Source organism: Bacteroides sp. ET225 (assembly GCF_024733745.1).
GTDB lineage: Bacteria > Bacteroidota > Bacteroidia > Bacteroidales > Bacteroidaceae > Phocaeicola > Phocaeicola excrementipullorum.
The window spans coordinates 197,182-210,320 of sequence record NZ_JANRHN010000001.1; the positions used below are offsets into that span (position 1 = coordinate 197,182).

Genomic DNA, 13,139 nt, shown 5'->3' on the forward strand with positions numbered 1-13,139 from the left:
CCATCTTCTACAATATAATTTTATATAAAACTTGCCTTAAAAGTACCAATCAGAGAAAAAACTTTCTACTTTTGCAACTTGTAAATAATTAGAACTCATTTGCAAATGAAAATAAGACTCTTGCCATTGATTGCGGCATTCATTGCGGCAACTCCCTTAGTGACTTCATGTCTTGACAGCGAGGAGCAACAAATCTTGTACGACCCGGAAAGCAGCATCACAGGATTTTCTGTGGGTACGCTCCATATTGACCGGATGGGTAAAGACAGCAACGGAGAGGACAGTGCATATATAGACACGATCAACTGTTCCGAATATCCGTTTACAATCGACCAAATAAACCGCACTATCGAGAATAAAGATTCTTTTCCCGTTGGAACATATATAGATAAGGTAGTGACAAGCATCACTTACGATAGCGGAACGGGAATTCTGGTATACCGCCCGAAAGGTTCTTCCAATGATACGATCTGGTCTTCGACCGACTCAATCGACTTTACCGAGCCTCTGCAGTTTAAAGTATATATGTACAGTGGTTCGATGGGAAGACCTTACACTGTCAAGCTCAACGTGCATCAGATGGAACCGGATACCATCGCATGGAAAGACTTTACCGGCTTGTCATTCGGCGAGGGCGTAAATCTGTCTAATCAGAATGCTTTGTCCATTAACAAAAACATCTATGTTTTTGGAGAAAGGAATGGAAACTCATCTGTTTGGTATACAACAACAAGCAATGGAAACCCAAGCCAATGGAGTGAGCTGACATCATTGACATCATCCGTTCCTGCCGATATAATAACCGAATCGGCAAAAGTGTGGAAAGAGAAAATTTATTTCTTAAGCGGAAACGAATTGTACAGCCTCGACCCGGAAACTAATCTGTGCGCACCAGCAACGGACATCACAGGCATTACGAGTCTAATCGCCCCAGATGACAAGCTGGAAAGACTTTATGCGGCTAAGGACGGCGAAGTGGGATACTTCAACAGCAGCATGGAATGGACAAGCGACAGCCCCGCAACTGCAATATTCGGAAATGCGGAAGGCCGGATTTCATCTTATTCCGAACCGCTCTCATACAACGACGGAATCACACGCACAACCATTCTCGTAAACAGCAAGGTTGAAACAGATTCTGCACTTGTGTTCCAACGCCTGTCAAGCGAAAGCGCATGGACTGAAATAAAGCAGAATCAGGCAATGCCCAATCTGGAAAATATCTCTATGATACACTATGACGGCAAACTATATGCATTTGGAGGAGCAAACAGTTCACATACGGCTTTCGACTTCTTCTATAATTCAACCGACAACGGACTTACGTGGTGGAAGACAACAGAATGCATGTATTTTCCTGAAACATTCAAAGGATATTATGACTACGGAAGCTACTCGGCGACCGCAGACTCCGACAACTTCATCTGGATTGTCTGGGGCAATGGAAACATGAGCCGCGGACGGATCAACCGCTTAGGATTCGCTCCCAAATGGTAACTGAACGCAACTGAAAACTGAATGAACAATGTCATATAAGGATCAACTAGACATGAACCGCATCCCAACGCACATAGCCATCATCATGGACGGCAACGGACGCTGGGCAAAAGCACGCGGAGAGGCACGCACCGTCGGCCACCAGGCCGGAGCAGAAACTGTGCATGTCATCACCGAAGAAGCTGCGCGGCTGGGAGTGAAATACCTTACGCTCTATACTTTCTCGACTGAGAACTGGAACCGCCCGGTCGATGAAGTGGCGGCGCTGATGAGCCTGCTCATGGACTCGATAGAAGAAGAAACGTTCATGAAAAACAACGTCAGCTTCCGCATCATCGGAGAAAAAGAAAAGCTCCCCCAGAATGTGCGCACAAGGCTGGAGCAATGTATAGAACGCACAGGAAGAAACACGGGCATGTGCCTCACGCTGGCTCTGAGCTATTCGTCCAAATGGGAGCTGACAGAAGCTGCCCGACAGATAGCCAAAGAGGTGCAGGAAGGAAAAATGAAACCTGAAGACATCTCAGACAAAACCATCGACGCACATCTGAGCACCAGCTATATGCCGGATCCCGACCTGCTGATACGCACGGGAGGAGAAATCAGGCTCAGCAACTACCTGCTGTGGCAATGCGCCTACTCAGAGCTGTACTTCTGCAACACATTCTGGCCAGACTTCGGCAAAGAAGAATTATATAAAGCAATCTGTGACTACCAGAAAAGAGAACGCCGATTCGGCAAAATCAGTGAACAAATATAAAACAAAACAATGCGATACCGTCTTTTATTCATCTTATTGATTTTTACCTGCATCTCCTCGTTCACGGCAAAAGGATTTGCGCAAGATAATGATTCTACGGAAGTCGGACAGAAACCGGTAATCCTCTACAACGGAACTCCAAAGAAATACGAAATTGCCGACATCAAGGTCAGCGGAGTCAAGAACTATGAAGATTATGTGCTGATAGGCATTTCCGGACTGGCTGTCGGACAAACCATCACTGTGCCGGGAGATGATATCACATCAGCCGTAAAAAGATACTGGCGCCACGGACTCTTTTCTGACGTGAAGATTCTGGCAGACAAAATAGAAGACAACAAAATTTATCTGTCAATCCAGCTGAAACAGCGTCCGCGCATCACCGACATCGTAATTCATGGAGTGAAAAAGAGCGAACGGGAAGATCTGATGGCAAAGCTGGGCATGGCAAAGGGAACGCAGATTACGCCGAACCTGGTGGACCGCGCAAAAATCCTCATCAAGAAACACTTCGACGAAAAGGGATTCAAGAATGCGGAAGTCAACATCGTGGAGCGCGAAGACCCGGAAAACGCAGAACAGGTTTACGTTGACGTGAACATCGACAAGAAAGCCAAAGTGAAGGTACACAAGATTACCATCGACGGCAACATGGTGCTTACTGACAAGAAACTGAAGCGCACCATGAAGAAAACCAACGAAAAAGGAAAGCTCATCAACTTGTTCCGCCCGAAGAAGTTCATCGAGGAACGTTATGAAGAAGACAAACAGAAGATCATTGAAAAATACAATGAGCTGGGATACCGTGATGCGCAAATCATGGAAGACAGCGTTTCGCAATACGATGAAAAGACCGTTGACGTATACATGAAGATTTATGAAGGACAGAAATACTACCTCCGCAACATCACATGGGTAGGAAATAAGGTCTATCCGTCAGACTTGCTGAACGAGCAGCTGCGCATGAAGAGCGGCGACGTATACAACCAGAAGCTGCTCAACGACCGTATTTCAAATGATGAAGACGCCATCGGAAACAACTACTATAACCGCGGTTATGTGTTCTATCACCTCGACCCGGTGGAAGTGAATATCGACGGCGACTCCATCGATCTGGAAATGCGTATAACCGAAGGACCGCAGGCAAGCATCAGTCACGTGAGAATCAACGGAAACGACCGGCTGTATGAAAACATCGTCCGCCGTGAGCTGCGTACCCGTCCGGGAGACCTGTTCAGCAAAGAAGCGCTGGAACGTTCCTACCGCGAAATCGCGCAGATGGGACACTTCAACCCTGAAAATATCCAGCCCGACGTGCAGCCGAACTATCAGGACGGTACGGTAGACATCAACTGGGGACTGGAATCGAAAGCGAACGACCAGGTAGAATTCTCTGCCGGATGGGGACAGACCGGTGTCATCGGCAAGCTGAGCCTGAAGTTCACCAACTTCTCGTTCGCCAACCTGTTCAGGAAGAACAACAACTTCAGAGGCATTCTTCCGCAAGGCGACGGACAGACACTGACCATTAGCGGACAGACCAACGGACGCTACTACCAGTCGTACAGCGTTTCGTTCTTCGACCCCTGGTTCGGAGGAAAACGGCCGAACTCGTTCTCCGTTTCTGCCTTCTATTCAATCCAGACTGACGTAAGCAGCCAGTATTACAACTCTGCATACATGAACAACTACTATAATATGCTGAGCGGATACGGCTACTACGGAGGCTACGGAAACTATTACGACAACTACGAATCGTATTACGACCCCGACAAATCAATTAAGATGTTCGGCATTTCGGTTGGCTGGGGAAAACGTCTGCGCTGGCCAGACGACTACTTCACCCTGTCGGCAGAACTTTCTTATCAACGCTTTATGCTGAAAGACTGGAGCTATCTCTATATCCGCCTGAACAACGGCGACTATATGAACACAGGCAACTGCAACAACCTGAGCCTGAACCTGACACTGGCGCGCAACTCTACAGACAACCCGATCTTCCCGCGCCGCGGTTCCGAGTTCTCGGCTTCGCTGCAGATTACGCCGCCGTATTCGCTCTTCAGCAAGAAAGACTATTCGACTTACGGAAGAGATAACTACGAAGAGGCAGCCAGCATGTTCAAATGGATTGAATACCACAAATGGAAATTCAAAGCCAAAACGTATACTGCGCTGATGGATATCCAGAAATGCCCGGTCATCATGACCCGCACGGAATTCGGACTTTTGGGACACTTCAACAAGTACAAACGCTCTCCGTTTGAAACGTTCTATGTGGGAGGTGACGGTATGACGGGCTACAGCTACAACTACGCATCCGAAACGATAGCCCTGAGAGGTTATGAAAACGGCGCGCTCACACCCTACGGCGATGAGGGATATGCCTACATCCGCCTGGGAGCAGAACTCCGCTACCCGCTTATGCTCGAAAATTCCACCAGCATCTATGCTCTGGGATTTGTAGAAGCAGGTAACGCATGGAACAACGTAACCGACTTCAACCCGTTCAAGCTCAAACGTTCGGCCGGATTCGGTGTCCGCATCTTCCTCCCGATGATCGGTATGATGGGTATTGACTGGGCATACGGTTTCGACAAAATCAACGGTTCGATGCAGTATAGCGGAAGCCAGTTCCACTTCATCATCGGACAAGAATTCTAAAATGATATGATAATGAAACGATGTATCTTTTCAGCCTTGCTCCTGATTGCCTGCATGGCAACGGCAATGGCACAAAAATTCGCACTGGTAGACATGGAGTTTATCTCCAGACAGATCCCTGCGTTCAGCCAGGCTAACCAGCAGATGGAAGCCTTGTCAAAAGAATGGCAGAAGCAGATTGACGCCAAAGCCGATGAAGCGAAAAAGCTTTATGAGGAATATCAGAATACGGCCGACAAGCTGACCGCTGCACAGCGCACGGCAAAAGAAGAAGCGATAGTGGCCAAAGAAAAGGAAGCCGCCGAACTGCGCCAGCAATATTTCGGCCCGCAGGGAGAAATGATGAAAAAGCAGAAAGAGCTCCTTGGCCCGTTGCAGGACAACGTATACAATGCCATAAAAGCCATAGCTACGGAAAAAGGCTATGACGCTGTGATTGACCGTGCATCGGCTCAAAGCATGATTTTCGCTTCGCCGCGCATTGACATCAGCAATGAAGTGCTGGCCAGATTAGGATATTCAAATTAATTTTATAAATTTGCAGGCGGTACTTTGCTACATGCAATTAATTAAATAACAAAATAGAAAACTTAGAATTATGTTGAAGAGAATTGCTTTTTTACTTTTGCTTGTCGCACCGATGAGCGTATTTGCACAGAAATTTGCGTGCTATAAATCGATGGATGTAATTTCTGTCATGCCGGAGTTTGCAAAAGCGCAAACTGACATCCAGGCTATGCAGAAAACGTATGAAGATGAAATCAAAAGAACCTCAGACGAATTCAATAAAAAGTATGCCGAATATCAGGAAGAACAGAAGAACCTGCCTCAGAATATTCAGGAACGCCGCCAGAAAGAGTTGCAGGAACTGAGCGAAAAAGGCATGCAGTTCCAGCAGGATGCTCAGCAGCAGCTGCAGAAAGCATACACTGACATGATGGACCCGATCTACAAGAAGCTGGAAGATGCCGTAAAGGAAGTCGGAAAGTCAGGAGCATACACGCTGGTGTTCGACCTGAACCGCACAGATATTCCTTATATCAACGAAACGGAAGTAAAAGACATTACAAACGATATCAAGACTAAATTGGGCATCAGCCTGACAGCCGTTCCGTATACACCGGCTACACCGGCCGCTGCTACGACAACAGCTCCGGCAAACTAAAGACGGATTTGTAATACAGCATAAATGTCATTTCGAGTCTTACCCCTCGAAATGACATTCTTTTTATCCATTACACCTCAGATACACTGCCCATGTTTCCCCTATCTGCTCAGAAGACCGGCCCCATCGGCGTATTCGACTCCGGCTATGGAGGACTTACCATACTCGGAAAATTCCGCGAACTTCTTCCCCAATATGACTATTTGTATCTGGGCGACAATGCACGCACTCCCTACGGGACACGCTCGTATGAGATTGTATACGAATTCACACTCGAAGCGGTGAAGAAACTCTTCGAACTGGGATGCCCGCTGGTAATACTTGCCTGCAACACAGCCTCAGCCAAAGCACTTCGAAGCATCCAGCAAAACGACCTGCCTCATCTGGACCCGACAAGAAGGGTACTGGGAGTCATACGTCCGACAGCAGAATATATAGGGAATGTCACAAACACCCGTCATGTAGGCCTCCTGGCAACCGCCGGCACCGTAAAGTCCGAATCATATCCGCTGGAGATAAAGAAGATATTTCCCGACATACATGTGACAGGCGTTCCATGTCCCATGTGGGTACCGCTGGTGGAGAACAACGAATACAGTTCGGAAGGGGCGGATTTCTTCGTGCGCAAGTATATTGAAATGCTTCTGAACGAGGACCCGCAGATAGACACAATTATCTTGGGATGCACGCACTATCCGCTGCTGAAAGATAAGATCCGGCAGTATACGCCAGCGCATATCCGGCTGATATCGCAAGGGGAACTGGTTGCCGAGAGCCTGAAAGACTACCTGCACCGCCACGCAGACATGAATGCCCGTTGCTCGCACAACGGCCGTTGCGAGTTCCTTACAACCGAGTCAGTAGAGAAATTCCGCGAATCGGCATCTGTGTTTCTGCACGATACGGATGTGAACGTAAGAAGCGTGGTGCTGGAATGACATGCAGCAGTGCCCGCGCCTACGCCTTTCGCTTCCGCACCAGAAACGCACTCAGCTCCCACAAGATATAAATCGGCACAAACACCACCATCAGCGTAAACGGATCGGTAGAAGGAGTGATGACGGCAGACAGTATCATAATGGCAACAATCGCATGACGGCGGTATTTCGAAAAAAAAGAGCGGTAAAGAATCCCCAAACGCGAAAGCAGCATCGACACGAGCGGAAGTTCAAATACGATCCCCATCATGAAAATCAGCATCAGAAAGTTGTCCATGTATGAATCAAGAGCCAGCTGATTGGATATGTCAGGGCTTAACTGATAAGTATAGAGAAAGCGCAGAGTCATCGGAAAAACGATGGCATATCCCACTGCACAGCCGATGAAGAACATGACAGTCCCGAAAAGGAATGCCGCACGGATACCTCGTTTCTCGTTGCTGTAGAGTGCCGGACAAATGAACTTCCACACCTCGTAAACCAGGTATGGAAAGGTGCAAAGGAATGCCAGCCAGAACGAAAGGGTAAAGTGCATGAACAACTGTGACGACAGCTTGATATTGATCACCTCAACATGAAACGGCTTGTTCAGAAATTCCGGAACCACAGACGTATGCAAAGCCAGACCGGCAATCGCCCTGTATAAAAAGAAATCATCCCGGCAGGGAGCCATCACCACGTGCTCGAAAAGATAAGGCATAAAAAAGAAGCCGGCCGCCAGAAAAATAGCCAAAGCGATCAGGCAGCGAAGAATCATCCATCGAAGAGCCTCCAGATGGTCCCAAAAAGTCATTTCCGTTTGCTCCTCCATCTTATTCGTCCTTCGTATGCTTGTCCGTATGCTTTTCTCCCTCCTGTATTTCATCCCTGAAGCCTTTTATGCCTTTTCCTATGCCGCGCATCAGTTCAGGGATCTTCCGTCCACCGAACAGAAGAAGTATTATAAGCACAATGACCAGTATTTCGGTCAGCCCGAGACCAAAAACAAGTAAATTTCCCATCTTTCAAACTAAATTTTAAGCACAATCAAATGATGTTGCAAATGTAATCATTTCTTCATTTCTGACAAGAAAAAGTTATGAATATGAAACGCATCTCTCCTCTTACACTCTCATTTTCAGAAATACCAGCACAGACTCTACAGTCCAAGTAGCTGGAACATAAAATCTGTGCCGGCAACTTCATCAGTTATCCGGCTTATCCTCCTGTCTTTCCCAAAGCACACAAAAAACGCAGCCGATTTTTCACAAGACCGACTGCGCCCAAAGTTTTATGTCAAACTTTTAAGAGAGGTTATTTTATTGCATTTGTTTGCTGAGAATGAAATCAATATATTGTTCTAAATATCCAGCACTTTGCATTGTACTTGGATTGATTGCCCATAGACCAAAGTAAGAAAAAGAATCACCAACCTTTATCACTACTCTTCCATCATCAACCGAAAAATCAGCCACACATTGTCCACCAAATATCAGATCCCCATTCTGTACGGTTCCCGTTATAACATAATACATTCCATATGTTCCAATGAGTTGTCCGCCAAGAACAGCAAACTGCCCATTCGAAAAAGCTACAGGAATGAAAGTACCCATAGACAATTCACTCATCATCATAAGGCCATCCTGAGACTTAACTATTTCCACCTTTCCGCTATGTTCTCCATCAGCCGGACTTGTATACGAACAATCCCAAGTACCCAACAAATCAGCCTCTTCCATCTCCAACACAACGAAAGAAGTTTCCTTTCCTCCGGTACTGAACAGAATTTTCGCTCCACGGAGCGTTCCCGTCGCATTCACACTTGCAGTAAATACCAACCGTGTCCATCCGTCAGCCTCTTCCTCCGTGTCTTCTACATAAGAAATCCAACTCTTAGCATCCTCAGGAATTTCCACCGTATAGCCCACATTCGATTTAAAGGAATACTCGAAAGTACCACCGTCATAACCAAAAACATGCAATGTCGGCTCATTCCCCAAAGTTGCAAGCGCACCGGACTGAACAACGGGAACTTCTCTAGAATCCGTTCCAGTCGAAATTGTGATTAAAGCCGTACGACTTGTGATTTCTTGCGATTCGGCTACGGTAACATGTATAGTCATACCATCCACACTGACCGTACACCAATCTTTATCGGATGCAGCCGATATTGTACCATATCCGTCCACTATAATGCTTCCCTCACCGCCTACTGCCGTAAAGTCCAAATCCGCACTCTTTATATTCAATATACTCTCCCCTACCGGAGAATCATCGTCATTACATCCAACCAATCCCATACACAAGAAAGGCATCAAAAAGTATAATATCTTTTTCATAATCATTTTTAATCTGTTTGTTTAGTGAATATTGGTGATGTCCAAAGATCCAAATAACCGGCAGAAGGATTCAGCAAGAACCACGAATCAGCTCCAACTGCTCCGTATTCGTCTATCACGAATGAGATGTTCATTCCATTCTCTTCAATCTTTGTTGTCCCTGAAATCACAATGTCTGTAGTCCCATAATATGCTCCATCAGCTGTTCCAGGATAAATATAGAAAGGATAACCGCTGAAAACACCGATCTGCTGCCCTCTCACTTCTATGTCATCGCGAGATACATTATAAGTAAATACCAATTGTAAATTTCCGCTGACACCCACAATCTTAGAAATGTCCGCCACATAAGTGCGACTTTCTTTTTGTACCTCCAAAGTTATTGGGAGCACTCGCGGTTCTTCGAAGAATCTGTTCGCTTCCAAGCTTAAAGTATAAGTTCCTGGATATCGATTATATCCTTCTGGACAATAATAGACAATGCTTGCATCCACCCCATCATCAGTACAGATAAAAGCTCTTGCATCGTTATCCCACTTAAAGTTTTGCATCTGAATCCCATTATAAGTCAATGGCTCTAACATACGAAGACCTTCAGACGTAACAACAAACGGATAATAGGTCATCACCGATTGACCTTCAACCAATTCGTTTATAGTAAAAGCACGGTCATCACGCACTACACTTTCCACAGCCTGCCCGTTTACATTAATTTCAAAAGTGGCAAAATCTGAGTTTTCAGAGATTTCAGCCACATTCTGCAGATACGTCGCCCAGTCCACATCCTCGCTCAAGCGGGTCATTACCATCTCCACACCATACTTCTTTCCGGTCAGTGTTATCGAGTTCGACGTTGTGTCACGCACCACAAACTCATAGTCACCTATCAGCCCCGGCGCATTATACCCCTCCGGTTCACAAAACGAATGAAGAATCTCATTATAAGAATCGAAGCTTATTTCAGTACCCTGATAGGCCTGAACTGTATAAAGTGACTGACATTCTTCACCCACTGCATAATTGCTCGTAGCATAATCGGAAGCCATGGTCACGTTTGTTTCATCGAACTTCATAAAAATGTTGCTGACCCCCCAATCGCCGTCTTCTCCGTAACGATACTCCAGATTCCACCCGTTCGGAGAACTCATCAGCAGTTCCTTTATCCCTGCCACCGATGCATTATCCCTTTCAGCCGATGACTGCTCGAACACATCGTCCTCGCTGAAAAGACACGACTGCATCGTCCAGCTGACACATGCCAGCAAACCATATAAAAATATCCTTTTCATCTCTATTTCCAAACTTAGTTAAACAACAATTCTATCTCATTCTGACGGCGCTGTACCACCTCGCGCAGTTCATCCAAATCAACGCCCCATGAGTCCCGCATGTAATTATATACAATCTCGAACTTCTGTTCCAATATCGGGCGTCCTGTTTCTCCCGCCTGCTGCATGAAAGCCTCCCATGTGTCTGCCGTATTTGTCACGTAAATCGAAACCATCTCGGCAAAATCTTCCGATCCGCGGTCCATCGCATACGCCGAGATGAATCCCTCCTGTCTGGCTTCCTCGTCCTGCATCTGGTACCAGTCAGAACCTATGTAATCAGCTTCCGTTATCCGGTCATAGGCCGGATCATAGGCTTTAGTCTGATTAAGGATATGAGTAAACTCATGATGCATCGTTTTGAAGTAAAACTCGTTCATCATGTCCATATCCAGATTGTTCACATCCAAACCGTTTACCATATAAAGCATCACTTTCATCCCCTGTTCAGCCTGGCCAAGAATCATGCCGGATTCCGTATAAGCCACATTACCGATCATCTGAATAACCTTCGGCACATAAGTGCGGGTCGTTTCGATTCCCCAGATTTCATCATAAGCTTCCATCCAGACATACTTCACGATTCTAGCCAGTGCAAAAGCCTTGTCGTATTCAGCAGGCACCAAGTCATAGTCTACATCGGTTTCATTGTCATCCAGACGGTATTTTACCTCGATATTATACGGATACACGTAATTCTCCAGCAGCCACTGGTCAAACTCGTTCATTTCCGCATCTTCGCCAGTGTCTTCAAAGATACTGTTGTTCTTGTCCACTTCGTTGTCATCGTTGCTGCAAGACACCCATACTCCCGGCAACAGAAACATACACAGATATATCAAAAACTTTTTCATGATTTGTCCTCCTTCCATTAATTGTTTCTAGGGTTAGGCTCCATCCCCGCACTGATTACATCACTCGGAATCTGGATGGCACGTCGCAAGTCGGAAGCATCCATCTGATCCGTCACTTCAACTCTTCCGTCATCCCTCATAAAACGCCGGTATACTGTAATTCCGAAACGCTTGATGTCCAGCCAGCGAAGCCCTTCATGCAGCGTCATGATACGGCGCGCATGCAACACGCAATGAATCATATTCTCCTGAGTGCCCTGCTCCACGGCAAAGTCGGGATGCAGTTCTTTCTTCACCGTAGGCGACGTCGGCGTATAATAGGACAGCGCATTATAGAAGTCATTGATGCTGGTTTCGGTCAGCGGAGTTGTAGTTTTCGTATAGGCACCTTGCCAATTGTTCAGGTCGTTCAAGGCATTTGCATAATCCTTTTTCATTATATAAGCCTCAGCACGGCTCAGCAACAGTTCATCTGTTGTGAATGCAGCATTGACTATATACCCATAACCCGTACCGGCAACGACATCAGTTATCTGGAAATATTGCGCCACCTTCATCGAAATGACTTTGGTTGGGAGAGCAGAAGAATTGCTCCACACATCAGTATAATATACATTGTTATCGGGATTTGCATTAAAACTTCCCCACGGACCGTTTGAACGGTTCGTTTCATAAGAAACTACCGGTCCATGTGCATAACGCTCGCCCAATCCGTAAGGTCCGTTGATATACCCCCAATAAGACTGCACGCTTATCAGCAACAGATTGGCGGAATTTTCCACGTTCACATATTCATTCGGCTGAACCTCACCGTTCACCGAAAGTGTACCCAAATATTCCCAATTACGCAGACTATTCGACGGATTTGCCCCAAGTACCCTTGTTGCATATTCTATCACCTTATCATAATTGCTCAGATCAGCCTGTGTATAATTCAAATAGAAACGCGCAGCGAACGCATAGGCTGCGTTTCTGGTAAAACGATACTTAGGTACTGAATACTTGCTGTCGTCCAGCAAAGGAATTCCCTCCAGCAAGTCGGCTTCTATATTCTTATAAGTGTCTGCAAGCGTGCCTCTTTCATACGACGGGGAAACCGTAGTTTCCAGTTCTTTCATATAAGGTATGCCCAAATCCGTAGAAGCCGTGGAAGTATAGGCCTTGCAGAAAGTTGTGGCCAACAGAAAATGATTGTATGCGCGGCACAGCAACGCCTCCCCTTTCTGTGCATCCATTGAGGAAGGATCCTCCATGTTATCAATCAGATTCAATACCTGATTGGCCGCCGCTATGGATTTGTAACAGTTTTCCCACAAAGCCGCAGGCGAATCCTGATCATTCTGGGAAGTATCTTCCCATCTATATAAGTCCTCCTGCAAACGGTCCATGGCTGCAAAGCGGTCAGGATAAGCATCCGTATTGTCGCTATACATTTCATACATCTCGCATGGTACAGTCAGCGGATATGCTGATACCAGCAAATAATCGGCATTTTCTTCTGTGATTTCGGTCCGAGAATCAGGCATTTCATCCAAAAAATCGCTGCATCCGCTCAGCCCGATTGAAATTCCGATCAATCCTATCGTAAATATATTCTTATTTTTCATACTCAACATTT

At 46.2% G+C, this 13,139-nt stretch carries 12 protein-coding genes; 6 read left to right on the forward strand and 6 right to left on the reverse strand.

Features of this window, described 5'->3' with window-relative positions; all coding sequences use genetic code 11:
• Window positions 1-105 precede the first annotated feature (105 nt).
• The 6 genes from NW212_RS00905 (at window position 106) to murI (ending at window position 7,021) form a co-directional block, all read left to right on the forward strand.
• The gene (locus tag NW212_RS00905; protein ID WP_258336766.1) at window positions 106-1,497 is read left to right on the forward strand and encodes a DUF6242 domain-containing protein; all 1,392 of its coding nucleotides are present in this window, start codon (window positions 106-108) and stop codon (window positions 1,495-1,497) included.
• 28 nt (window positions 1,498-1,525) lie between these two features.
• On the forward strand, window positions 1,526-2,257 hold the full coding sequence (locus NW212_RS00910; RefSeq protein WP_258336767.1) for an isoprenyl transferase: 732 nt from the start codon (window positions 1,526-1,528) through the stop codon (window positions 2,255-2,257).
• A 9-nt stretch (window positions 2,258-2,266) separates the two neighbouring features.
• Window positions 2,267-4,918 carry an outer membrane protein assembly factor BamA gene (gene bamA, locus NW212_RS00915; RefSeq protein ID WP_258336768.1) on the forward strand — a complete coding sequence of 884 codons (2,652 nt, stop codon included), beginning with the start codon at window positions 2,267-2,269 and terminating at the stop codon, window positions 4,916-4,918.
• Window positions 4,919-4,930: 12 nt separating this feature from the next.
• Complete coding sequence (locus tag NW212_RS00920; RefSeq protein ID WP_258336769.1) at window positions 4,931-5,446, forward strand: OmpH family outer membrane protein; 516 nt, start codon at window positions 4,931-4,933, stop codon at window positions 5,444-5,446.
• Window positions 5,447-5,516: 70 nt separating this feature from the next.
• A complete protein-coding gene (locus tag NW212_RS00925) occupies window positions 5,517-6,083 on the forward strand; it encodes an OmpH family outer membrane protein (protein ID WP_258336770.1) in 567 nt (188 codons plus the stop codon).
• 92 nt (window positions 6,084-6,175) lie between these two features.
• Entirely contained in the window at window positions 6,176-7,021 is an 846-nt protein-coding gene (gene murI / locus NW212_RS00930; protein ID WP_258336771.1) for a glutamate racemase, read from the forward strand.
• A 19-nt stretch (window positions 7,022-7,040) separates the two neighbouring features.
• Here murI and tatC read toward each other — a convergent pair whose 3' ends face one another.
• The 6 genes from tatC to NW212_RS00960 form a co-directional block, all read right to left on the reverse strand.
• Window positions 7,041-7,832, reverse strand: a complete 792-nt coding sequence (gene tatC, locus NW212_RS00935) for a twin-arginine translocase subunit TatC (protein WP_258336772.1) — start codon at window positions 7,830-7,832, stop codon at window positions 7,041-7,043.
• Window position 7,833: 1 nt separating this feature from the next.
• The gene (locus tag NW212_RS00940) at window positions 7,834-8,022 is read right to left on the reverse strand and encodes a twin-arginine translocase TatA/TatE family subunit (protein WP_258336773.1); all 189 of its coding nucleotides are present in this window, start codon (window positions 8,020-8,022) and stop codon (window positions 7,834-7,836) included.
• A gap of 297 nt (window positions 8,023-8,319) precedes the next feature.
• On the reverse strand, window positions 8,320-9,345 hold the full coding sequence (locus tag NW212_RS00945) for a BACON domain-containing protein (RefSeq protein ID WP_258336774.1): 1,026 nt from the start codon (window positions 9,343-9,345) through the stop codon (window positions 8,320-8,322).
• Window positions 9,346-9,347: 2 nt separating this feature from the next.
• The gene (locus tag NW212_RS00950) at window positions 9,348-10,628 is read right to left on the reverse strand and encodes a DUF4302 domain-containing protein (protein WP_258336775.1); all 1,281 of its coding nucleotides are present in this window, start codon (window positions 10,626-10,628) and stop codon (window positions 9,348-9,350) included.
• Between the two features lie 14 nt (window positions 10,629-10,642).
• Window positions 10,643-11,521: a putative zinc-binding metallopeptidase gene (locus NW212_RS00955; protein ID WP_258336776.1), complete on the reverse strand. Its 879-nt coding sequence runs from the start codon at window positions 11,519-11,521 to the stop codon at window positions 10,643-10,645.
• Window positions 11,522-11,538: 17 nt separating this feature from the next.
• On the reverse strand, window positions 11,539-13,128 hold the full coding sequence (locus NW212_RS00960) for a RagB/SusD family nutrient uptake outer membrane protein (RefSeq protein ID WP_258336777.1): 1,590 nt from the start codon (window positions 13,126-13,128) through the stop codon (window positions 11,539-11,541).
• Window positions 13,129-13,139: the final 11 nt, after the last annotated feature.